At 74.4% G+C, this 21,971-nt stretch carries 19 protein-coding genes and 1 riboswitch; of the genes, 8 read left to right on the forward strand and 11 right to left on the reverse strand.

Annotated features, from left to right (window positions below):
* Positions 1 to 419 precede the first annotated feature (419 nt).
* Together FHS38_RS04650 and FHS38_RS04655 are read left to right on the forward strand one after the other, a co-directional pair.
* A complete protein-coding gene (locus FHS38_RS04650) occupies positions 420 to 1,520 on the forward strand; it encodes an amidohydrolase family protein (RefSeq protein WP_184730850.1) in 1,101 nt (366 codons plus the stop codon).
* 417 nt (positions 1,521 to 1,937) lie between these two features.
* Positions 1,938 to 2,918: an SCO1860 family LAETG-anchored protein gene (locus tag FHS38_RS04655; RefSeq protein WP_184731176.1), complete on the forward strand. Its 981-nt coding sequence runs from the start codon at positions 1,938 to 1,940 to the stop codon at positions 2,916 to 2,918.
* A 219-nt stretch (positions 2,919 to 3,137) separates the two neighbouring features.
* Here FHS38_RS04655 and cobC read toward each other — a convergent pair whose 3' ends face one another.
* The 9 genes from cobC to FHS38_RS04695 all read right to left on the reverse strand — a co-directional run bounded on the left by cobC (position 3,138) and on the right by FHS38_RS04695 (position 13,654).
* A complete protein-coding gene (cobC, locus tag FHS38_RS04660) occupies positions 3,138 to 4,190 on the reverse strand; it encodes an Rv2231c family histidinol phosphate aminotransferase CobC (RefSeq protein ID WP_189222432.1) in 1,053 nt (350 codons plus the stop codon).
* Positions 4,191 to 4,310: 120 nt separating this feature from the next.
* Positions 4,311 to 4,769: a cobalamin biosynthesis protein gene (locus tag FHS38_RS35065; protein WP_373301875.1), complete on the reverse strand. Its 459-nt coding sequence runs from the start codon at positions 4,767 to 4,769 to the stop codon at positions 4,311 to 4,313.
* A complete protein-coding gene (locus tag FHS38_RS04665; RefSeq protein WP_184730852.1) occupies positions 4,766 to 6,178 on the reverse strand; it encodes a cobyrinic acid a,c-diamide synthase CobB in 1,413 nt (470 codons plus the stop codon). Before FHS38_RS04665 ends, FHS38_RS35065 begins: the two co-directional genes overlap by 4 nt.
* The gene (gene cobO / locus FHS38_RS04670; RefSeq protein ID WP_184730854.1) at positions 6,172 to 6,780 is read right to left on the reverse strand and encodes a cob(I)yrinic acid a,c-diamide adenosyltransferase; all 609 of its coding nucleotides are present in this window, start codon (positions 6,778 to 6,780) and stop codon (positions 6,172 to 6,174) included. Before cobO ends, FHS38_RS04665 begins: the two co-directional genes overlap by 7 nt.
* Positions 6,780 to 8,906, reverse strand: a complete 2,127-nt coding sequence (locus tag FHS38_RS04675) for a putative cobaltochelatase (RefSeq protein WP_184730855.1) — start codon at positions 8,904 to 8,906, stop codon at positions 6,780 to 6,782. Before FHS38_RS04675 ends, cobO begins: the two co-directional genes overlap by 1 nt.
* The gene (locus FHS38_RS04680) at positions 8,906 to 10,639 is read right to left on the reverse strand and encodes a cobyric acid synthase (protein ID WP_229822889.1); all 1,734 of its coding nucleotides are present in this window, start codon (positions 10,637 to 10,639) and stop codon (positions 8,906 to 8,908) included. Before FHS38_RS04680 ends, FHS38_RS04675 begins: the two co-directional genes overlap by 1 nt.
* A 29-nt stretch (positions 10,640 to 10,668) precedes the next feature.
* Complete coding sequence (locus FHS38_RS04685; RefSeq protein WP_184730857.1) at positions 10,669 to 11,745, reverse strand: cobalamin biosynthesis protein; 1,077 nt, start codon at positions 11,743 to 11,745, stop codon at positions 10,669 to 10,671.
* 131 nt (positions 11,746 to 11,876) lie between these two features.
* Positions 11,877 to 12,015, reverse strand: a riboswitch (cobalamin riboswitch).
* Positions 12,016 to 12,134: 119 nt separating this feature from the next.
* A complete protein-coding gene (locus FHS38_RS04690) occupies positions 12,135 to 12,383 on the reverse strand; it encodes a hypothetical protein (RefSeq protein WP_184730859.1) in 249 nt (82 codons plus the stop codon).
* Positions 12,384 to 12,415: 32 nt separating this feature from the next.
* Positions 12,416 to 13,654: an inorganic phosphate transporter gene (locus tag FHS38_RS04695; protein WP_184730861.1), complete on the reverse strand. Its 1,239-nt coding sequence runs from the start codon at positions 13,652 to 13,654 to the stop codon at positions 12,416 to 12,418.
* 112 nt (positions 13,655 to 13,766) lie between these two features.
* On the opposite strand from FHS38_RS04695, the gene FHS38_RS04700 reads away from it, so the two are divergent.
* From FHS38_RS04700 to FHS38_RS04710, 3 genes are all read left to right on the forward strand, one after another.
* Positions 13,767 to 14,438, forward strand: coding sequence for a class II aldolase/adducin family protein (locus FHS38_RS04700; RefSeq protein ID WP_184730864.1), 672 nt, complete (start codon positions 13,767 to 13,769; stop codon positions 14,436 to 14,438).
* Between the two features lie 92 nt (positions 14,439 to 14,530).
* Positions 14,531 to 15,664 carry an alpha/beta hydrolase family protein gene (locus tag FHS38_RS04705; protein WP_184730866.1) on the forward strand — a complete coding sequence of 378 codons (1,134 nt, stop codon included), beginning with the start codon at positions 14,531 to 14,533 and terminating at the stop codon, positions 15,662 to 15,664.
* Positions 15,665 to 15,877: 213 nt separating this feature from the next.
* Positions 15,878 to 17,365, forward strand: a complete 1,488-nt coding sequence (locus tag FHS38_RS04710) for a hypothetical protein (RefSeq protein ID WP_184730868.1) — start codon at positions 15,878 to 15,880, stop codon at positions 17,363 to 17,365.
* Between the two features lie 44 nt (positions 17,366 to 17,409).
* Here the strand turns inward: FHS38_RS04710 and FHS38_RS04715 are convergent, their stop codons facing one another.
* Complete coding sequence (locus tag FHS38_RS04715) at positions 17,410 to 17,826, reverse strand: VOC family protein (protein ID WP_184730870.1); 417 nt, start codon at positions 17,824 to 17,826, stop codon at positions 17,410 to 17,412.
* 228 nt (positions 17,827 to 18,054) lie between these two features.
* Between FHS38_RS04715 and FHS38_RS04720 the strand changes: the two genes are divergently transcribed.
* The 3 genes from FHS38_RS04720 to FHS38_RS04730 all read left to right on the forward strand — a co-directional run bounded on the left by FHS38_RS04720 (position 18,055) and on the right by FHS38_RS04730 (position 21,119).
* Positions 18,055 to 19,653, forward strand: coding sequence for an ABC-F family ATP-binding cassette domain-containing protein (locus tag FHS38_RS04720; RefSeq protein WP_184730872.1), 1,599 nt, complete (start codon positions 18,055 to 18,057; stop codon positions 19,651 to 19,653).
* A 334-nt stretch (positions 19,654 to 19,987) separates the two neighbouring features.
* Complete coding sequence (locus tag FHS38_RS04725) at positions 19,988 to 20,209, forward strand: helix-turn-helix domain-containing protein (RefSeq protein WP_184730874.1); 222 nt, start codon at positions 19,988 to 19,990, stop codon at positions 20,207 to 20,209.
* Positions 20,210 to 20,327: 118 nt separating this feature from the next.
* The gene (locus tag FHS38_RS04730; RefSeq protein ID WP_184730876.1) at positions 20,328 to 21,119 is read left to right on the forward strand and encodes an enoyl-CoA hydratase/isomerase family protein; all 792 of its coding nucleotides are present in this window, start codon (positions 20,328 to 20,330) and stop codon (positions 21,117 to 21,119) included.
* Positions 21,120 to 21,152: 33 nt separating this feature from the next.
* On the opposite strand, the gene FHS38_RS04735 is transcribed toward FHS38_RS04730, so the two are convergent.
* Positions 21,153 to 21,941: a hypothetical protein gene (locus FHS38_RS04735; RefSeq protein WP_308433636.1), complete on the reverse strand. Its 789-nt coding sequence runs from the start codon at positions 21,939 to 21,941 to the stop codon at positions 21,153 to 21,155.
* Positions 21,942 to 21,971: the final 30 nt, after the last annotated feature.

The following is a 21,971-nucleotide window of genomic DNA, read 5'->3' on the forward strand; positions in this document are numbered from 1 at the left end:
ATGCATCGGGAGATGGGGTTACCCGAAAGAGGGTCCCCGTGTTATCGCGCGGGGCGCAGGCGCGCATGAGACCGGCCGATCATGGGGTGGTTTGGTCCGTATTATCCGGACAATCCAGACGGATTGTGGGGTCTGTCACAACGGCTGGGGGCATGTCGGGGTGCGTTCCCATTCACGTTGGGGAAGCAATAAAATCCCTGCGTTTAGGGTCGCGGAAAGCGGGCATGAGAATGGCGGGAAGCTGTCGCAAAGGGAATTCGGGGGATGTCTCCGAGAATTCTGGAAGCGTTATGCGGGCCGCCTGGGACGGAGTGCGGCGCGACGTCGGCGCACGGTCGCCGGCCCGCCCGCGGGGCCCCTTCGCGGACGGGAGGGGCCGGGCTCGTACCGCGGTGCACCCGGCTCGTACAGTGCGGTCCATGAGCGACGGCGGTGTGCTGCACATCAAGGGGCGGGTGCTGGTCGGGGCGGACCCGGAGAGCGGGGTGCGCGACGAGCTGTGGGTGGTCGGCGGGAGGATCACCTTCGACCGGCCGACGGGGGCGCGGGACGTCACCACGGTGGAGGGATGGGCGCTGCCCGGCCTCGTGGACGCGCACTGCCATGTGGGGCTCGACGCCCACGGCCCGGTCGACGAATCGACCAGCGAGAAACAGGCGTTGACCGACCGCGACGCGGGCGCGCTGCTGCTGCGCGACGCGGGCTCCCCGTCCGACACGCGCTGGATCGACGACCGCGAGGACCTGCCGCGCATCATCCGCGCGGGCCGCCACATCGCCCGTACGCGCCGCTACATCCGCAATTACGCCCATGAGATCGAGCCCGCGGACCTCGTCGCGTACGTGGCGCGCGAGGCGCGGCGCGGTGACGGCTGGGTCAAGCTCGTCGGCGACTGGATCGACCGCGAGACGGGCGATCTGTCGTCGTGCTGGCCGCGTGGCGAGGTCGAGGCCGCCATCGCCGAGGCGCACCGGCTGGGCGCGCGGGTCACCGCGCACTGCTTCGCCGAGGAGTCGCTCGCCCCGCTGGTGGAGGCGGGCATCGACTGCATCGAGCACGCGACCGGGCTGACCGAGGAGACGATCCCGCTCTTCGCCGAGCGCGGCGTCGCGATCGTGCCGACCCTGGTCAACATCGCGACCTTCCCGCGCCTCGCCGAGGGCGGCGAGCGCAAATTCCCGCGCTGGGCCGACCACATGCGCCGGCTGCACGCGCGCCGCTATGAGACGGTCCGCGCCGCCTACGACGCGGGCATCCCGGTCTACGTCGGTACGGACGCGGGCGGTTCGCTCGCCCACGGACTGGTGGGCCAGGAGGTCGGCGAGCTGGTCAAGGCGGGCATCCCGGCGTCGGCCGCGCTCTCGGCGGCGTCCTGGGGCGCCCGTGAATGGCTGGGCAGGCCGGGGCTGACGGAAGGCGCGTCGGCGGACCTCGTCGTCTACGGCGCGGATCCGCGCGCGGACGTCCGGGTGCTGGGGACGCCGAGCCGGGTGATCCTGCGGGGGCGTGTGGTGCGGTAGGCCTGGTCGGCTGTTTCTTCGACTGCGGGGTGCTCTCGTGTGCATCTCCGCTGCGCGGCGGTGTCCTCAAGCGCCGGACGGGCTTGTTGTGGCTGAGCTCAGCCGCCAAGCCCGTCCGGCGCTTGAGACGCGCCCTCAGGGCGCTCGCCGCCGCAGGCGGCACAGACGGCCCGCAGGCGGCACAGACGGCCCGCAGGCGGCAGGACGGGCCGCAGGTCGCACAGAACCGAACGTGAATGCGAAACGCACTCGTTCGACTGAACTGGCGTCGGGTGACTGTCCGTTCACCCTCCGGTGCGACAACCATGACGGAGTCGAGGCCGTCGGCGCGCGATGTCCCCCATTGGCGCGCCGGCGGCTCCATTCTCCCGTGGGGGTTCCACACACGTGTCCAGCACCACCAGCTCCTCCTTCGGCATGCCCGCACGCAGGCTCGCCGCGGCAGCCGCGACGGTCACCGCCACCGCCCTGGCCGCGGGCCCCGCCCTGCTCGGCGCGGCACCCGCGTACGCCTCCAGCGCCGTCGGCCACCACACCGCGCTCACCCGCACCATCACCGGCGACGGCACGGCCGACGCGGCCGTGCTGCGCACCGCGCTCGACGTGGCCCTGCTCGACAGATCGGTCCACGTGCCGCTCACCGCCTCGCTCAACGAGGTCCGCGCACCCGGCAACGCCGCGAAGACCGCGCTCGGCGTCACCCTGGCCGGCGTCGAGCAGGGCAGAGCCGTCACCATCCTGCGCGCCGAGGCGGCCTCCGCCCGCGCCACCGCCGACGGGCGCGCCGCGCAGGGCTACGCCAACCTCCTCCACGCCCGGGTGCACGTCCCCGGGCTGCCTCTGCTCTCCCTCGTCGAGGTCCAGCAGGTCACCTCGAAGGCCGTGTGCGAAACGGGGAAGAAGCCGGTCGCCACGTCGAATCTGCTCGGCGGCGTCACGGTCCTCGGCAAGAAGGTCACGGTGAGCACCGCCGGTACGACGAAGGTCGCGGTGCCCGGCGTCGGCGAGGTCCGGCTCGATCTGTCCAGGACGGTGACCACCTCGCGTACGGCCGCCGCGACGGCACTCGACCTGAAGGTCTCCGTCAACCCCCTGAAGCTGAACGTCGCCGAGGTCGAGGGACAGGTGACCCTCGCCCGGGCCGGCTGCCGTACGCCCAAGGGCCCCGTGGACCGGTCGACGCCGAGCGGGCCCGCCGCCACCCCGGACCACGGCGGCACGGACACGAAGACCCAGACCGGGGCCGGTGCCAAGCCCGTCACGGCGGACAACCTCGCCGAGACCGGCGGCAGCTCCGCCACGCCGTACGTCGCGGGCGCGGCCGGGCTCCTCGTCGTCGCGGGCGGCGGCACGCTGATCGCCACCCGCCGCCGTGCCGCTGCCCGCAGGGAGGGCTGAGCTCCGGCCGTGACCCGCGGGGCCGGGGCGTCGGACCGTGCGGAGGTGTTCCCAGCCGCACCCGGGACCCGTCCGGCCGGTGGCAGCCGACGGCTCGTCCGCCGTTGCGGGGCCCGGCGGGCCGCAGGCGCGGCCCGTCCGCGCAGCGGCATCCCGGCGAAGCGCGGGCCCGCGACACGGCGCTCGTGTCGCCCACCCCGTCAACCGGCCGGCCAGGCCCTAGCGGTCGGTCAGCGCCGTCGCCAGCGCCTCCGTGAAGCGGTCCGTGGTCGCCCGGTCCCGGACCGCCAGACGCAGGTAGTCCGGGCCCAGCCCGGGGAAGGTGTCCCCACGCCTGACCGCGAACCCCAGCCCCCGCAGCCGGGACCTGACCCCCGCCGCGTCCGGCAGCCGGAGCAGCAGGAACGGCCCGGCCGCCGGACCGCACACGGACACCTCCGTGAACTTCGCCAGCCGCCCTTCCAGATAGGCCCGGTCGGTCGCGATCCGGTGCGCCGCGTCGGTGGCCTCGGCGAGTGCGGGGGCAGCGCTGCACACCTCCGCGGCCGCCAGCGCCGGCGACGACACCGGCCACAGCGGCTGCGCCCGCTCCAGCCTGGCTATGGTGCCGGGCGAGGCCAGCACGTAGCCGATGCGCAGCCCCGCCAGGCCCCAGGTCTTGGTGAGGCTGCGCAGCACGATCAGCCCCGGCAGGTCCGTACGGGACGCCAGGGACTCCTGCTCGCCCGGCACCGCGTCCATGAACGCCTCGTCCACCACCAGCGTCCGCCCCGGACGCGCGAGCTGGGCCAGGGACTGCGCCGGGTGCAGCACGGATGTGGGGTTGGTGGGATTGCCGACCACCACCAGATCCGCGTCCCCCGGTACCGCCCGCGGATCCAGCCGGAATCCGTCCTCCGGGTCCAGCAGTACCCGGTCCACGGTGTGCCCGGCGTCGCGCAGCGCGGCCTCCGGCTCGGTGAACTGCGGGTGCACGACGACGGGTCGGCGCACGTCGAGCGCCCGGGCGAGCAGCACGAACGCCTCAGCCGCACCCGCCGTCAGCAGCACCCGCTCCTCCGGCAGCCCGTGCCGCGCGGCCACCGCGCGCCGCGCAGCCCGCCCGTCCGGGTACGCGGCGAGCCCGTCCAGCGACGCGACCAGGCGCTCCCGGAGCCACACCGGGGGAGTGCCGGAACGGACGTTGACCGCCAGATCCGTCAGTTCCGCCCCGCCGCCCCGCACTTCGGCGTCACCGTGATGACGCAGATCGGGTTCCGTGGATGTGTGCATGGCCTTGGGCCACCTTTTCGCCTTGGTGCGGATCGGTACGGGGGAGACGCGTGGGCTCCTGCCGGTACCGGCAGGTACGGGCAGGACCGTCCCACGTTACTGACGAAGACCGAAGGCCCGTCACCCGGGTCCGGGCAACGGCGAGGGCGACGAGAGGGGCCCGGGGCCCGCGATCGCGCACGTGACCCGCGCCGACTTCCGTTTGCCCACGACCAGCACCCCGCCGGGGCCGGCGGCCAGCAGCGCGGCGGCCTCGGCCACCCCCGGCGTCCCCACGGCGGCGAGCACGGCCGCCGACGGCCGTGGCACCGGCACCGCGGCCAACTCCCCGGCCCCGTACGCCAGCAGCGGCACCCCCAGCCGCCCCGCCGCCGCGACCAGACCCGCCTCGTCGGCCTTCACGTCCGCCGTCGCCAGCGCGACGACCGCGACGACACAGCCCGTGCCCCGCCCCGCCTCCGCCAGCGTGCGCGCGATCAGCGACACCACCTCCTCGACGCCGGCCCCCCGGCGCGCCCCGACCCCCACGAACAGCGGCCCGGTGGCGCGCTCGACGCCGCCCTCGTGAGCCGGCGTCACCGGCGCGGCAGCCCCGCCACGAACCGCTCCGCCGTGCCGGGCGCGCCCGCCCAGTGCACATGCAGATACGACGCGTGGACCCCGCCCCGCACGAAGCCCTCGACGCGACGCTCCGGGGAGGTGAACCCCCACGCGGGCGTCGCGCCCGCGCCCGGCTCGATCACCGTGCGGTGGAACTCGTGGCCGCGCACCCGCGTCCCGGCCGCGGCCAGCGGGTTGTCCGCGATCGCCACGGCCTCGCGGTAGCCGAGGGTCAGGCGCTCCGACATCCGCGCCTCCGCCGCGAGCACCCCGCACATCGGCTTCCCGTCGAGGGAGCGGGAGAGGTACAGCAGTCCCGCGCACTCGGCGGCCACCGGCGCCCCGCTCGCCGCCAGGTCGGCCACGGCCTTGCGCAGGGGCTCGTTGGCGGACAGCTCCGGGGCGTACATCTCGGGGAAGCCACCGCCGATGACGAGGCCGGCGGTGTCGGGGGGCAGCTTCTCGTCCCTCAGCGGGTCGAACGTCACGACCTCCGCGCCCGCGGCGGTCAGCAGCTCCGTGTGTTCCGCGTACGAGAAGGTGAACGCGGCACCGCCGGCGACGGCCACGACGGGACGCGTGCCGTTCGGCTGCGGCCCGGCGGCCTCAACGCCGGAGGCGGTCCCGTCGCCCTGCGGAACGCCTGCCCGCAACGCGCCCGGGTCCCACGCCTCGTCCGTCAGCGCGGGCGCGCTGCGCGCCAGCGCCAGCAGGGCCTCGAGGTCGCAGCCCTCGCGGACCTGGGCCGCCTGCGCGGCCACCGCGTCGAGGGCCTCCGTGCTGCGCTCGGCGACCGGCACCAGACCCAGGTGGCGGCTCGGCGTGTGCACGGCCGGAGCACGCCGCAGCGCGCCCAGCACCGGGACGCCGGACTCGTCCAGCGCCTCGCGCAGCAACCGCTCGTGGCGGTCCGAGCCGACCTTGTTGAGGATCACGCCCGCGACCCGCACCTCCGGGTCCCAGGACGCGAAGCCGTGCACCAGTGCCGCCACCGAACGCGACTGCGACGACGCGTCGACGACCAGCACCACCGGCGCCCGCAGCAGCTTCGCCACATGGGCCGTCGACGCCAGCTCGCCCTGGCCGCTGGCCCCGTCGTACAGGCCCATCACGCCCTCGACCACCGCGAGGTCGCAGCCCGCCGCCCCGTGCAGGAACAGCGGCTCCACCTGCTGGGGACCGCACATGTAGGCGTCCAGGTTGCGGCCCGGGCGGCCCGTCGCGAGCGTGTGATAGCCGGGGTCGATGTAGTCCGGGCCGACCTTGTGCGGCGACACCGCCAGCCCGGCGTCCGCGAAGGCCCGCATCAGCCCGGTGGCGACGGTCGTCTTCCCGCTGCCGGAGGCCGGGGCGGCGATGACCAGACGGGGGATGTGCGTACTCACCACTCGATGCCCCGCTGGCCCTTCTGACCGGCGTCCATCGGGTGCTTGACCTTCGACATGTCGGTCACCAGATCCGCGAACTCCACCAGCGCCTGCGGGGCGTTGCGGCCGGTGATCACGACGTGCTGCGTGCCGGGGCGGTCGCGCAGCACCGAGACCACCTCGTCCGTGTCGATCCACCCCCAGTGCATCGGGTACGCGAACTCGTCCAGCACGTACAGCTTGTACTTCTCCGCCGCCAGGTCCCGCTTGACCTGCTCCCAGCCCTCGCGGGCCTTCTCCTCGTTGCTGAGCTCCCCCTCCTTGGCGTCGCGCTGGATCCACGACCAGCCCTCACCCATCTTGTGCCAGTCGACGGTCCCGCCCTCGCCCGAGGCGCCGAGCACCCGCAGCGCGTTCTCCTCGCCGACCTTCCACTTCGCCGACTTCACGAACTGGAACACCCCGATGGGCCAGCCCTGGTTCCATGCCCGCAGCGCCAGCCCGAACGCGGCCGTCGACTTGCCCTTGCCGATACCGGTGTGGACGAAGACCAACGGCCGGTTGCGGCGCTGACGCGTGGTGAGCCCGTCGTCGGGTACGACGGTCGGCTGTCCCTGTGGCATTACGCGGCCCTCCTGGAGTTCGTGTTCGTAACGGTCCTGACCAGCGCGGAGACGCTGTCCGCGCGCAGCTCGTCGAGGGTCACGACCGGTCCGCGCAGCTCGCGGCCCAGCTCGCCCGCCAGCCCGAGCCGCACCGGCCCCGACTCGCAGTCGACGACCACCGACGCCGTGCCCTCGCCCGCCAGCAGCCGTGCCGCCCGCGAGGCCCGCACCAGCGGCTCGGGGCCGCCCGTGGCCCGCCCGTCGGTCACCACGACCAGCAGCGGCCGCCGCGACGGATCCCGCAACCGCTCCAGCCGCAGCACCTCGTGCGCCTGGAGCAGCCCGGCCGCCAGCGGGGTGCGGCCACCGGTCGGCAGCTTCTCCAGCCGCGCCGCGCCCGCCTCCACCGACGACGTCGGCGGCAGCGCCACCGTCGCGCCCGACCCCCGGAAGGTGATCATGCCGATCTTGTCGCGGCGCTGGTACGCGTCGAGCAGCAGCGACAGCACCGCGCCCTTGACCGCGCCCATCCGCTTACGGGCCGCCATCGAACCGGAGGCGTCCACGACGAACAGCACGAGATTGCCCTCGCGTCCCTCGCGCACCGCCTCCCGCAGATCGTCCCGGCGCACCACCAGGCCCGGTCCCGAACGGCCGCGCGCCCGCTGGTGCGGCGCCGCCGCCTGCACGGTCGCCGCCAGGTGCAGCTTGGACAGGGCGCCCCGGGGGCGGCGTGCCCCCGTGGTCCGGCCGTGCGCGGTGCGCGCGCGGGAACGTCGCCCGTCGGCGCCCTCGCCGAGCCCGGGCACGTCGAGCTTGCGCGTCCGGAACGGCTCGGCGGCCCCCACGACGACGCTCTCGCCGTCCTCGGACCGATCGGACCGACCGGACTGACCCGCCGGGTCCGGCTGATCGGCCTGGGCACTCGGCGCGTCCTCGGGGGCGGCCGACGGCTCACGGGGGGCGGGCGAGTCCACCCCGCCGTCGTCGCCCCGCGCGGGCTCCTCCCGCTGCTCCGGGACGTCCGGGGTGCCCGGCTGCCCGTCCTCGGGGTTCTCCCCGCCGCCGGGGCCGTCGTCGGGCCCGCCGTCCGGGTCCTCCGGCTCGGGCTCCGGCTCGTCCTCCTCGAACTGACGGAGGATCTCGTCCAGCCGGTCCTCGTCCAGCCCCGGCGCGTCGAAGGGGTTGCGCCGACGCCGGTGCGGCAGCGCCAGCAGCGCCGCCTGCCGCACGTCCTCGGCGGTCACGTCCGTACGCCCCGCCCAGGCGGCGAGCGCCGTCGCCGTCCGCGCGGTCACGATGTCCGCGCGCATGCCGTCGACCTCGAACCCGGCGCACACCGCGGCGATCCGGCGCAGCGCGCCGTCACCCAGCCGTACACCCGGCAGCAGCGCGCGGGCGGCGGCGATCCGCTCGCGCAGCGCGTCCTCCTCGGCGGCCCACTTGGCGGCGAACGCCGCCGGGTCCTCGTCGTAGGCGAGCCTGCGGCGCACGACCTCGACCCGCTCGTCGGTCTCCCGCGAGGCCGCGACCTCCACGGTCAGCCCGAAGCGGTCCAGCAACTGCGGTCGCAGCTCGCCCTCCTCGGGGTTCATCGTCCCGACGAGCAGGAAACGGGCCGCGTGGCGGACGGAGACGCCCTCGCGCTCGACGTAGGAGGAGCCCATGGCGGCGGCGTCCAACAGCAGGTCGACCAGGTGGTCGTGGAGCAGATTGACCTCGTCGACGTACAGCACGCCGCGGTGCGCGTCGGCCAGCAGGCCCGGCTCGAAGGCCTTCACGCCCTCCGACAGGGCCCGTTCGATGTCGAGCGCGCCGACGAGCCGGTCCTCGGAGGCGCCGACCGGCAGTTCGACCATCCTGGCCGCGCGCGCGTCGCCGGCCGCGTCGGCGCCGTCGGGGTGCGGGCCGTCGGGGCAGGCGGGATCGGGCAGGGCGGGATCGCAGGAGAAACGGCAGCCGGTGACGACGTCGACGGCGGGCATCAGCGCCGCGATGCCGCGCACCATCGTGCTCTTGGCGGTCCCCTTCTCGCCTCGGACGAGCACACCGCCGATCGACGGCGAGATCGCGTTGAGCAGCAGGCCCAACCGCATGTCGTCCATCCCGACGACCGCGGTGAACGGGTAGGTGGCCGAGGCCATCAGCGGGTACCCCCTTCAAGGGCTTCAAAGGAATGGCTCTGGTCGGGCGCGTCGGAGGCGGCGGCGTTCACCGTGGTGTCCGCCGCACCGTCCGACGGTTGTGCGGGCACGGCCGGCCTCTCGCCCGCGGGGGCGTCGGCGGGGTGGGCGGGCGCACCGGGCGGGACGAACGGCAGCCCGGCCGGCACGCCCCCCTCGATCAGCCGCAGCAGCGCGTCCGTGTCCGCGTGCCGCTCGATCAGGTCACCGAGCCGGTCCAGCTGTTCCTCACGCAGCGCCGCGAAGCTCGTGTCCGGCGCCGGTACGAAGGCCCGGCCCGCCGCGTCCGCCACGCGCCGCAGGAACGCCCGGCGGAAGCCGTCGCTCTCCAGCGAGCCGTGCCAGTGCGTGCCCCAGATCGAACCCACCCGGCAGCCGTCCAGGCCGCGTCCTTGGCCATCGGAGATGAACGCCTCGTCCCCGCCGGTCACCTCCGCGACGCCGTGGTGGATCTCGTAGCCCTCCACCCGCTCGCCGAGCGCCTCGCCGACCGGTCGCGCCAGCGTCTTCTCCCGGGCGAACCGCACCCGCACCGGCAGCAGCCCGAGGCCCTCGACCGTGCCGGCCCGGGACTCCACGTCGTCCTCGATGCGTTCGCCCAGCAGCTGGTAGCCGCCACAGATGCCCAGCACCGGACGGCCCTCCGCCGCGCGCCGGGCGATGGCGTCCGCGAGCCCGCGCTCGCGCAGCCAGGCCAGCGCCTTCACCGTTCCCCGGGTACCCGGCACGATCACCAGGTCCGCGTCGGCCAGCTCCTCCGGGCGGTCGACGAAGCGCACGATCACGCCCGGCTCCGCGGCCAGCGCGTCCACGTCCGTGAAGTTCGACATCAGCGGCACCGCGCAGACCGCGACCCGCAGCACGTCCGCGCCGTGCGGCGGGGCCACCACCGACTCGCGCACCGCGCCGCGCATCGAGACCCGCAGACCGTCCTCCTCGTCGATGCCGAGGCCGTGCGCGAACGGCAGCACACCCACGGTCGGCCGGCCGGTGAGGTCCCGCAGCATCGCGAGGCCCGGCTCCAGGAGCGTCACATCGCCCCGGAACTTGTTGACCATGTAGCCCGCGATGTGCGCCTGGTCCGCGCGGGACAGCAACGCCGTCGTACCGAAGAAGGACGCGAAGACCCCGCCCCGGTCGATGTCGCCGACCACGACGACCGGCAGCCGGGCCGCGCGCGCGATGCCCATGTTGACGATGTCCGTGCGACGCAGATTGATCTCGGCCGGACTGCCGGCGCCCTCACAGATCACCGCGTCGTGCGTGCGCCGCAGCTCCTCCAGACACTCCGTCACCGTCCCGAGCAGCGCCTCCCGCCGCCCGCCGTACAGTGACGCGCCCGAAGACCCCCCGGGCCCGTCGGAACCCCCGGGCCCCCCGAAGTACCCGCGCGCGCTGAGCTCGCCCACCGGCTTGCCCAGCAGCACCACCTGGCTGCTGCGGTCGCTGCCGGGCTTGAGGAGCACCGGGTTCATCAGGGCGCTGGGCTCGACGCGGGCGGCGGCGGCCTGCATGGCCTGCGCCCGGCCGATCTCGGCGCCCTCGCGCGTCACGAACGAGTTCAGCGACATGTTCTGCGCCTTGAAGGGCGCGACCTTGACGCCCTTGCGGACCAGCCACCGGCAGATCCCGGCGGTGACCACGCTCTTGCCCGCGTCCGAGGTGGTCCCGGCCACCAGCAGGCCCCCGCCCAGCGGGCCCGTGGGCCCGCTCCTGTCCGCTGTCACCGGTTCCTCCTGCGCTGCGTGGGAGATATGACCCGCTGTGGGATCCGTAGTGCTGTCCGTACGGCCGGGACGGCTGCCGGAAGTCTGCCCAGGGCGCGGCCGGTCGCCGCACCGCTCGTGGAGCGCGTCGCGGCCCGCGCGCCGGTGAGGGCGTACCGCCCGGCGATCGCGACCCCGAGGGCCAGCAGCGACACCCGGCGCGAGAGCCGCACCGCGCGCTCGATGTCGGCCGCCCGGACCGGGCGCAGCTCCGCGCCCAGGACGGGGCGGTGCTCGACGCGGCCCGCGTAGGCGAGGGTGCCGCCCAGCCGGACGCCGAGCGCACCGGCGAAGGCGGCCTCGACGGGGCCCGCGTTGGGGCTGGGGTGCCGGGCGGCGTCGCGCCGGGCCACCCGCCAGGCGCCCCGCGGATCGGGGCCGGCCAGGACGGCGAGGGCGGCGGTGAGCCGGGCGCCGGGCCAGCCGACGACGTCGTCGAGACGGGCCGAGGCCCAGCCGAACCGCCGGTAGCGCGCGGACTTGTGGCCGACCATCGCGTCCAGGGTGTTGACCGCGCGGAAGCCGACGAGCCCGGGCACACCGCCGAGGGCGCCCCAGACGAGGGCGCCCACGACGGCGTCGGAGGTGTTCTCGGCGACGGATTCGACGACCGCCCGCGCGATCTGCTGCCCGTCCAGCGCCTGCGGGTCACGGCCGCACAGATGCGGCAGCCGCTCCCGGGCGACGTCCAGGTCCCCGGCCTCCAGGGCGCCGCCGACGGCCCGGGCCTCGCGACCCAGGGACGTGCCGCCGAGCACGGCCCAGGTGGCGGCGGCGGTCAGCGCGACGTGCGCGCGGGGGGAGTTCCGTACGGCACGGGTCAGCAGCCCGGCGGCCGCGGCGGTACCCCCCGCGCACAGCAGGGTGTGCAGGGCGCCGTAGCCGCGGTGGTCGCGCCACAGCCTCTCCTCGAGGCCTTGCGCGGCGCGCCCGAAGGCGGCCACGGGATGGCCGCGGCGGGGGTCGCCCACGAGGAGGTCGCCGAGAAAGCCGAGCGCGGCACCGGACGCGAAACCGACGTGATCGGCACGCATCGGATCAGACCGCCGTCACGCCTCGGAGGGGTGCGCGGAAAGCGGGGGGAGGGGGTGTGGGGCGGCAGCCGGGCATCGCGATGTGTCCTCACTCAGGGTCCGCGCCCTGGTTCGACGTGACCGGCGACCAGAGTCTCCTGGCTCCCGGATCGGCGCCGCCCCCGGTCTTCCAGCTCGCTTCGACGAGCCGTGACCCCTATGGACCCACGGGGTGGGGGAGCGCTCCCCGGTGACAGTGGCGGGACCGCGCCGGACTCGCACCGGCTTCCTCTTGCTGTCGCCGTTTGGCCCCGGAAGTCCACCACGGCCCGGGAACGGCCGTCAACTCACGTTTGACCTGCGGCCATGGCCGCCCCGGGCCTTCTCGGCGGACCGTCGTCAGCGGACGATCAGGCGACGATGAGGTAGATGCCGTACGCGACGGCGGCCGCGCACAGCGCGAAGCAGGCGTACGCGCCGGTGCGCGCCGTCGCGGTCGGCGCGGTGGTGGCCGCCGCCGCGCCGGCGGCGCCGTCCCGCGTGCCCTGGGGCTTGCGGGACGTGCCGACGATGCCGAGGGTGAAGACGCCCACCATCGCGACGGTGACGACGAGGCTGACGCCGAAGACCTGGCCGAGAGCTGCCCAGTCGATGTTCATTGCGTTCTTCCTTAAGGCTGGCTGGTCCGGCGTCAGCCGGTCGCGGCGGCCGGGGCCCGCTCGGGCTCGCGGTGAGCCGCGGCGGCCGGGGCCGGGACGGGGCCGGCCGGCGGCGGGGCGACGGCCTGGAGGGCGGTGGTGACGACACCGGCGGGCTCGGCGTCCGCAGTGTCGAGCTCGTTGACGTTGTCGTGCGTCACGGGCTTGCGACGCGAGGCCAGCCAGATCGCCCCACAGACGGCGACGGCGAGCACGGCCACCGTGGCGACGCCCCAGTCGCCCTGGTCGGCGAGGAGCGCGGCACCGGCACCGACGAGGCCGGCGGCGGGGAGGGTCAGGCCCCAGGCGGCGAGCATGCGCCCGGCGGTGGACCAGCGCACCACGCCGCCCTTGCGGCCCATGCCCGCGCCCATGACGGCGCCGGAGCAGACCTGGGTGGTGGAGAGCGCGAAGCCGATGTGGGAGGAGGCCAGGATGGTGACGGCGGCACCGGTCTGGGCGGCGAAGCCCTGCGGCGGCTGGATGTCTGCGAGACCCTTGCCCAGGGTGCGGATGATGCGCCAGCCACCGAGGTAGGTGCCGAGCGCGATGGCGATGCCGGCGGAGGCGATGACCCACAGCGGCGGGTCTGCGTCCGCGCCCAGTGCGCCGCCGGAGATCAGGGCGAGGGTGATGATGCCCATGGTCTTCTGGGCGTCGTTGGTGCCGTGGGCGAGGGAGACCAGGGCGGCCGAGGCGATCTGGCCGGCGCGGTAACCCTTGGCGCTGGCCTCGGGGTCGGTGTTGCGCGCCAGGCGGTAGGTCAGGCGGGTCGCCAGCACGGTCGCCAGGCCGGCCACGATCGGGGCGACGACGGCGGGGATGAGGACCTTCATGACGACGGCGTCACCGTGGACGGCGTCCATGCCCACCGAGGCGATGGTCGCGCCGATCAGGCCGCCGAACAGCGCGTGCGAGGAACTGGAGGGAAGGCCCGCGAGCCAGGTGAGCAGGTTCCAGACGATCGCGCCGACCAGTCCGGCGAAGATGATCTCCGGTCTGATGCCTGATTCGTCGACGATGCCCTTGGAGATCGTGGCCGCGACCTCCACGGACAGGAACGCGCCGACGAGATTGAGCACGGCCGACATGGCCACCGCGGTCTTGGGCTTGAGCGCCCCGGTGGAGATGGTGGTGGCCATGGCGTTGGCCGTGTCGTGGAAGCCGTTCGTGAAGTCGAACACCAAGGCCGTGACGATCACGATCCCGATGAGAAGCGTGATGTTTTCCATTCACCCAGGCAATCAGCTCGATGGTCAGTACGCGGCGACCGTAGGGACCCTGGGTGAACGGAAGGTGAACTGGAACGGGCTGAGCAGTGACGCGAAACGGAGGCGGATAACGATGACGGTGACCGGAGATCGGATAGCCGCATACGGGGAGATCCCGCGGACATGGGCGGACGTGGTCACCACGGCCCGTCGCACCACCTCGGAGGGCCTGGTGGTGGGCACCTCCGGCAACGTCTCCGCCCGGGTCGGCGATGTTGTTCTTGTCACTCCCTCAGGAGTCCCCTACGACCGGCTCGGCCCCGACGACGCCGTCGGCGTCGACCTCGACGGCCGCCGGGTCCTCGGCGAGCTGACCCCCACCAGCGAGCTGCCCATGCACCTCGCCGTCTACCGCGCCACCGACGCCCGGGCGATCGTGCACACCCACGCCGTCCACGCCACCGCCGTCTCCACCCTCGTCGACGAGCTGCCGCTGGTCCACTACATGGCGGCGGCCCTCGGCGGACCGGTCCGGGTCGCCCTCTACGCCCTCTACGGCACCGAGGAACTGGCCGGCCACCTGCTGGACGCCCTCGACGGGCGCACCGGCGCCCTGCTGCGCAACCACGGCACGGTCACCTACGGCAGCACCCTCGACCAGGCGTACGACCGCACGGCCCAGCTGGAATGGATGTGCCGCCTCTGGCTGACCGCCGCCACCGTCCCCGGCCACACCCCGACGCTGCTGACCGGAGCCCAGGTCGCCGAGGTCGCCGAGAAACTCCGCGGCTACGGGCAGCGCTGACCCCCGCCACGCCCCGGCGTCCGTGGCGGTGACGAGAGACGGGAGGGGCCGCCCACTGGCCGCGGGCGCCGGGGCCGCCCACACTGGAAGGGATGCGCCCGCGTACAGCGGCGGCCCCTCTCGTCACGGCCGCCACGACCGTACTCGGTGCCGGAGCGGCCGTCCTGGCGGCCGGACGGTACGCGAGCGACGCCGCCCTCAAGCCCGCGCCGGGCCGCCCGCCGCCCGGCGAACCACAGCTGACGGTGCACGCCACCGGGGACGGCACGGTCACCCTCACCCGCAGCCTCGCCAGCGAGCGCCCCGGTACGTACGGGCTGGTCGCGCGTGGCCTGCACGCCGTCGTCGGCCCCGTCGTGGGGGACGAGCACCCCGCCGACTGCGTCGTGCGCCGCCTGGAGCGCGTCACCCACGGCATGGTGCTGCCGGGCACGCGCGCGTGGCTCACCCCGCAGGTCTACTCCGGCAATCCGCGCGACGCCCTCGGCCTCGACCACGCCGACGTCGAGGTGCCCGGCGAGCTCGGGCCGCTGCCCGCCTGGTTCGTGCCCGGCCCCCGCGACACCTGGGTGATCACCGTGCACGGCATCGGCACCACCCGCGAGCACCCCATGGTCGTCATGCCGTTCCTGCGCGCCCTGCGGGTCCCCGTCCTCGACGTCGCCTACCGCGGTGACCCCGGGGCTCCCCGCCCGAGGGACGGAATCAGCCGATTCGGCGCCGCGGAATGGCGCGATCTCGACGCGGCCATCCGCTACGCCCTCCGCTACGGCGCGCGCCGCGTCGTCCTGCACGGCTGGTCCACCGGCGCCACCATGGCCCTCCTGGCCGCCCTGGACTCCGCGCTGTGCCACCGCGTCGTGGGACTCGTCATGGACTCGCCCGTCCTCGACTGGCCCCTGCTGGTGCGCTCCTTCGCCACCGCCCACCGGGTCCCCGCCGCGCTGCTCCCGTTCGCCGTACGGGCCGCCGAGGGCCGCACGGGCCTGGCCCCGGGCGGGCTGATCACCGCCACCGACCCCGCCCGGCTGACCGTTCCGGCCCTGCTCGTGCACGGTCCCGGCGACACCCTGGCGCCCTGGGAGCACTCCCGGGCGCTCACCGCGCGCCGGCCGGAGCTGATCCACCCGCACACCGTCCCGCACGCCCCGCACGCCGCGATGTGGAACGCGAACCCCGCGGGCTACGAAGAGGCGCTGCGACGCTTCCTGACGCCCTTGATCTGAGGCTCGCTCCGAGGCTCGCTCCGAGGCGGAAACGGGCTTGGAAACGGGCCTGGGAACGGGCTCGGAACCGGGCCCGGAACCGGGGGGACGCGAGGGCACCGAGGGGCCCCCGAGGCCGGACGCGAGCATTCCGTACCGCCGGTTACCGGCCCTGAACGGCTGGATAGTTGATCCCGATTGGGTTTTCGGAGCGTCAACGGCAAGACTGCTCCTGTGACGTCCCGTACTCCGCGCGACTCCCGGCTCAGACTGGTCCCCCGACAGCCGATCGCCGCTGCCCGCCGGGCCGTGGCGAACCGCGGCTCCCGACCGGCGCCCCGCCCGCCCGCGGGCACCCCCGCGCCGACGGAACTCGCCCGGCAGGCCAGAGGCGGCCTCACCGGCGCCGTCCGGCTGGCCCGCTGGGTGGCCGCCGAATGCGGCCGCGGCACCTCGCTGCGGCCCGGCGAGGCCGGCGGACTCTGCGACGACACGGCCCGGCGGGCCGCCGACGCGCTGCGGCTCACCGACCGGCAGGTGCGCGCCGACTGGGACCGGGCCCGCCTCGCCGGTCTCGTCGAACTCCACGGTGACACCGCCCGCCCCGGCTGGCGGCTCCAGGCCTGGGACCGGGACGACAGCGCCGTGCTGCGCGGCTGGGTCGCCCTCTTCGACGCCTGGTCCCTCGCCCACCCGGAACCCGCCGGGACGGACCCGACCATCGCCGCCGAGGTCGTCGAGGCCGCCCCGCAGCTGCTGTCCGTCATGCACCTCTCGGCGGGCCCGGTCTCCGTCGCGATGCTGCTCGACATCCTCCAGCAGCGCGTCGCCGAGATCCGCGCCGAACGCTGCGAGGTCCCCTACGGCAACCCCGCCGTGCCGTGGCCCCAGCCCGCCCCGCCCGCCCCGCCCGCACCGGGCGCGGCGGACCCGCTGGCCGGGCTGCTCGACTGGGCCCTCGAAGGGCTCGCCTCCGTCGGGGCACTGGTCATGCGGGGCGGGCAGCACGCGCCGGCCGCGGCCCGTGCCGGGTCCGACGCCGGTCCCGGGTCCGTCGTCGGCGACACCCGCGAGGCCCTCCTCACCCCCCTCGGCAACTGGGCGGTCTGGGTCAAGCTCGAGCGGATCTGCGTCGCCGCCCAGAGCCCCGCCGGGAACATCGAGCTGTCCGCCGAGGCCATGCTGCGCGGCTGCGCCGACCTCACCCCCGGTCCCGCCCGCGCCGAGTACCGGGCCTGGCTCGCCGCGAGGCCCGTGCGCAGCGCCGTCCACGACCTGCTGGAGGCGGCCCGCGGCGACGACGCGCTGGTCCGCGGGCTCGCCTTCGAGGCGCTGCGCGCGGTGGGCGCGCCCGCCGAGCCCGCCGTGCGGGCGGCGGCCCTGGAGCCGTGCGTGCGGCCGTACGCGCTCCTGTGGCTCGCGGAACACGAGGGGCACGACCCGGAGGAGGCGGCCGCCGAGGTCCTCACCCGGGAGGAGGCGACCTGGCTGTGGGTGGACACCGCCGCCGCCGTCGCCGACCACGGCGAGAGCCGGCTGCTCGTCCGCCACCTGGACTCGGCCGTGCAGGGCACCGTGCCGGGCCTGCTGGAGGAGATCCGCGCCGTGGGCCACCCCCGCACCGTCCAGGTGCTGGTCGCCCTCGCCGCGGCCCACCCCGACCCGGCCCTCGCCAAGGCGGTGCGCCGGGCCGCGTTCCAGGTCCACCGGGGCGGGGTGTAGACGCCGGATCCCCCGTACGCCCCGTACGGCACCCCCGGGCGGCCCTACCCGCCCGAGCCGAACGGGGCGTACGTCCCGAAGCTCCAGACGTTGCCCTCGGCGTCCTTGGCCATGTAGTCCCGGGATCCGTACTCCTGGTCGGTGGGCGGCAGCAGGATCTCCACGCCGTGCTCGGCGGCCCGGCGGTGGTGGGCGTCGGTGTCCTCGACGAGCACATAGACGCCGGTCGGCCCGCCGTCCCCCATCGCCTCGGCGAACACGCCCTTGCGGCCCTTCGAGCCGAGCATCACCATGCCGTTGCCGTAGGCGAGCTCGGCGTGCAGAACGGTGCCGTCCTCGCTCTCGTAGACGGCGGCCGCGGTGAAGCCGAACGCCTCGGTGAGCTGCTTGATCGCCGCCTTCGCGTCCCGGTACAGCAGCGTCGGGTAGACGGTCGGCGGGCCCGCGGGGGCAGCTGCCATGACGATCACTCCTCGGGTGTGGTGACTGACCTGAGTATCGATGAATCACCCCATATCCGCCCCTTTCGCTACGCGCCCGCGCACGGCCCCCGCCCGGGCGCCGTAGAAAATCGGCTTGCGCGACACCGCTAGACTGGTCGTATGGCTTTCCTCCTCGTGCATTAGACGGCGTCATAGCGACCCAGCCCGTCCCCACCGCCGTCCCATCTGCCCTGGAGTAGTCCCCCCGTGATCACCGCCTCCGGCATCGAGCTGCGCGCCGGCGCACGCATCCTCATCGAGAACGCCTCCTTCCGCATCGCGAAGGGCGACCGCATCGGCCTCGTCGGCCGCAACGGCGCCGGCAAGACCACCCTCACCAAGTGCCTCGCGGGTGAGGGCACCCCCGCCGGCGGCACCATCGCCCGCTCCGGCGAGGTCGGCTACCTCCCGCAGGACCCGCGCACCGGTGACCTCGACGTCCTCGCCCGCGACCGCATCCTCTCGGCGCGTGAGCTGGACTCCGTCCTGCGCAAGATGCGGGAGAACGAGGAGCGGATGGCGAACGGCAAGGGCGCCACCCGCGAGAAGGCGATGAAGAAGTACGAGCGCCTGGAGACGGAGTTCCTGACCAAGGGCGGGTACGCCGCCGAGGCGGAGGCCGCGACCATCGCCGCCGCGCTCGGACTGCCCGACCGGGTGCTCGGCCAGCCGCTGCACACCCTCTCCGGTGGTCAGCGCCGCCGTGTCGAGCTGGCCCGGATCCTCTTCTCGGACGCCGACACCCTGCTCCTCGACGAGCCGACCAACCACCTCGACGCCGACTCCATCGTCTGGCTGCGCGACTACCTCAAGACCTACCGCGGTGGCTTCATCGTCATCTCGCACGACGTCGACCTCGTCGAGACCGTCGTCAACAAGGTCTTCTACCTGGACGCGAACCGCTCGCAGATCGACGTCTACAACATGGGCTGGAAGCTCTACCAGCAGCAGCGCGAGGCCGACGAGAAGCGCCGCAAGCGCGAGCGCCAGAACGCCGAGAAGAAGGCCGCGGCCCTCAATTCGCAGGCCGACAAGATGCGCGCCAAGGCCACCAAGACCGTCGCCGCGCAGAACATGGCCAAGCGTGCCGAGCGGCTGCTGTCCGGCCTCGAGGCGGTACGGGTCTCGGACAAGGTCGCCAAGCTGCGCTTCCCCGAGCCCGCGCCCTGCGGCAAGACCCCGCTGATGGCGGAGGGCCTCTCCAAGTCCTACGGCTCGCTGGAGATCTTCACCGACGTCGACCTGGCCATCGACAAGGGCTCCCGCGTCGTCATCCTCGGCCTCAACGGTGCCGGCAAGACCACGCTGCTGCGTCTGCTCGCCCGCGCCGAGAAGCCCGACACCGGGAAGGTCATCGAGGGCCACGGCCTGAAGATGGGCTACTACGCCCAGGAGCACGAGACGCTCGACCCCGAGCGCACCGTCCTGGAGAACATGCGTTCCTCCGCGCCGGACCTGGACCTCGTCGAGGTCCGCAAGACGCTCGGTTCGTTCCTCTTCTCCGGCGACGACGTCGACAAGCCGGCCGGGGTGCTCTCCGGTGGCGAGAAGACCCGCCTCGCGCTGGCGACCCTGGTCGTCTCGTCCGCCAACGTGCTGCTCCTCGACGAGCCCACCAACAACCTCGACCCCGCCAGCCGCGAGGAGATCCTCGGCGCCCTGCGCACCTACAAGGGCGCGGTCATCCTCGTCACCCACGACGAGGGGGCCGTCGAGGCCCTCGAGCCCGAGCGGATCATCCTGCTGCCGGACGGCGTCGAGGACCTGTGGGGCCCGGACTACCGCGACCTGGTCGCGCTGGCCTGATCCACTGCGTATGGATCATTCGGCCGACACGTGATCCTTCATCTGAGTGAGTAGGGCTCGTACCACCATGCCGCCCGGCACTCCGGCGCACGCGCTGCGCCGGGTGTCGGGCGCCGTTCGCGCCGGTGGTGACGAGGCCCCTTCTGACCTGCCTGTTCGTCGCACCACCCGTACGGTCGTACGGGTGCAAATGTTCGGAATCGGCTGTTCCGAGGCCCGTCAGCGCGGGAAATCGCGCAAACCTCCTGTCATCGACCTTGCCGAATGGGTGGCCAGGAGGCCGCCTAGGGGTGATCATGAGAGACAAGAGCGCATCTCCCATGAGGAGGCACGGGTGGCCGAGACTCTGAAGAAGGGCAGCCGGGTAACCGGCGCCGCGCGCGAAAAGCTCGCGGCAGACCTGAAGAAGAAGTACGACTCCGGTGCGAGTATCAGGGCGCTGGCCGAAGAGACCGGTCGCTCCTACGGCTTCGTCCACCGGATGCTCAGCGAATCCGGCGTGATCCTGCGAGGTCGCGGCGGAGCGACGCGCGGCAAGAAGGCCACCTCGGCCTGACGCCACGCACCATGGGGCACCGTCGGTGTGGACAGTGCCACCCGGTCGGTCGAGCAGTCGACCGGGTGGTTACTGTGCAGTCAACTTAACTGTGACTGCGGCTGGTTCGGAGGCCCCCATGACCGCCCCCAAGACTCTGCTCGACCAAGACGGCGTACAGCTCACCGTCGATGACGCGGTTGCCACCGTCACGCTCGCCAACCCCGCCAAGCGCAACGCCCAGTCGCCTGCGCTCTGGCGGGCGCTGGCCGAGGCGGGACGGCTGCTGCCGGGCAGCGTGCGGGTCGTGGTGCTCCGTGGCGAGGGCAAGTCCTTCTCCGCGGGCCTCGACCGGCAGGCCTTCACGCCCGAGGGCTTCGACGGCGAGCCGTCGTTCCTGGACCTGGCACGCGGCTCGGACGAGGCGCTGGACGCCGAAATCGCCACCTACCAGGAGGCGTTCACCTGGTGGCGGCGCAACGACATCGTCTCCATCGCGGCCGTGCAGGGCCATGCGATCGGCGCGGGCTTCCAGCTCGCCCTCGCCTGCGACCTGCGCGTCTGCGCGGACGACGCGCAGTTCGCGATGCGTGAGACCAGCCTGGGCCTGGTGCCCGACCTCACCGGCACGCACCCGCTGCTGTCGCTGGTCGGCTACGCCCGCGCGCTCGAGATCTGCGCCACGGGCCGCTTCGTGCACGCCGAGGAGGCCGAGCGCACGGGCCTCGCCAACCTGGTCGTCCCGGCCGCCGAACTCGACGCGGCCACCCAGGACCTGGCCGCCGCCCTCCTCGCCGCCCCGCGCGACGCCGTCGTCGAGACCAAGGCGCTCCTGCGGGACGCCTCCGGCCGCACCTACGACGAGCAGCGCACGGCGGAGCGGGCGGCCCAGGCCCGTCGGCTGCGCGACCTGGCGGGGCTGGGGGAGTAGGGATACCAGCGGGTAGCGCGGGCCGCCGCGGCGTCAGCGGGCCGCGCTCACGACGGGATCGACGGCCGTCACCACGACGGCGACCGTGACCGGGCCCGGGGCGCCGTCGGCCGTCGCCGCGGCGACGGCCCCGCGGACCGCCGCGGTGACGTCGAGGGCGCGCCGGCCCTCCGCCACCGCGATCTCGACCTGCGTATGACGGCCCGGCTCCTCGTCCGTGCGGTCCCGGATCCGCACGGCGTGGGCCGTGCCGCCGAGCACCGGTGCGAGCCGGGCCACGCCCGGCACGGCCCGCACTGCCCGGGCGGCGGCGCCGTCGTCCTCCGCACCGACCGTGTCCTCCGCACCGACCGTGTCCTCCGCTCCGGCCGCGTCCTCCGGCGCCTCCCCGGACCCGGCGCCCGCCACGGCCTCCGGGCCGTCGAGCAGCGCCGTCGCCCGTAGATCCACCGCGTCGAGGTCCAGCCCGAGCGCCTCCGACGCCGCCGACCACAGGACCGCGCGCAGCCGGCCGGCCACGGTCGGCAGCGGCTCGTCCACCGTGGCCGCGAAGTCCGCCGTCAGGCGCAGCGGCCCTGCCGACAGGGCGCTCGGCGGCGCCGGGACCGCCGCGGGCACCGCCGTGGCGGGCTCGGCGAGCGCGAGCCGGACCGTGCCCAGCCAGACCCCCGGCAGGGCGGCCGAGGCCGCCCGTCGCAGGGCGCCCACCGCCGCGTGCTCCGTGATCCAGGCGCCGTCCGCCGCGCCGCCGAGGGGCAGCAGCCTGCCGAGCCCGAGCTGCTGTCGTACCGCCTGTGTCAACCGGTCCGCGGCCACCGTCACCCCTGAAGTCCGTCGTCAGCGGGACCAGCC

Origin of the sequence: Streptomyces netropsis (genome assembly GCF_014203545.1) — a bacterium.
Taxonomy (GTDB): Bacteria; Actinomycetota; Actinomycetes; order Streptomycetales; family Streptomycetaceae; genus Streptomyces; species Streptomyces netropsis.

Bases quoted from the DNA above. Each gene is read 5' to 3' on its own strand.
- FHS38_RS04700 (WP_184730864.1), top strand. From the start codon at position 13,767: ATGACGGTGACCGGAGATCGGATAGCCGCATACGGGGAGATCCCGCGG.
- cobO (WP_184730854.1), bottom strand. From the start codon at position 6,780: ATGCCACAGGGACAGCCGACCGTCGTACCCGACGACGGGCTCACCACG.
- FHS38_RS04675 (WP_184730855.1), bottom strand. From the start codon at position 8,906: ATGGCCTCGGCCACCTACCCGTTCACCGCGGTCGTCGGGATGGACGAC.
- FHS38_RS04650 (WP_184730850.1), top strand. From the start codon at position 420: ATGAGCGACGGCGGTGTGCTGCACATCAAGGGGCGGGTGCTGGTCGGG.
- FHS38_RS04690 (WP_184730859.1), bottom strand. From the start codon at position 12,383: ATGAACATCGACTGGGCAGCTCTCGGCCAGGTCTTCGGCGTCAGCCTC.
- FHS38_RS04715 (WP_184730870.1), bottom strand. From the start codon at position 17,826: ATGGCAGCTGCCCCCGCGGGCCCGCCGACCGTCTACCCGACGCTGCTG.
- FHS38_RS04695 (WP_184730861.1), bottom strand. From the start codon at position 13,654: ATGGAAAACATCACGCTTCTCATCGGGATCGTGATCGTCACGGCCTTG.
- FHS38_RS04655 (WP_184731176.1), top strand. From the start codon at position 1,938: ATGCCCGCACGCAGGCTCGCCGCGGCAGCCGCGACGGTCACCGCCACC.
- cobC (WP_189222432.1), bottom strand. From the start codon at position 4,190: ATGCACACATCCACGGAACCCGATCTGCGTCATCACGGTGACGCCGAA.
- FHS38_RS04705 (WP_184730866.1), top strand. From the start codon at position 14,531: ATGCGCCCGCGTACAGCGGCGGCCCCTCTCGTCACGGCCGCCACGACC.
- FHS38_RS04685 (WP_184730857.1), bottom strand. From the start codon at position 11,745: ATGCGTGCCGATCACGTCGGTTTCGCGTCCGGTGCCGCGCTCGGCTTT.
- FHS38_RS04730 (WP_184730876.1), top strand. From the start codon at position 20,328: ATGACCGCCCCCAAGACTCTGCTCGACCAAGACGGCGTACAGCTCACC.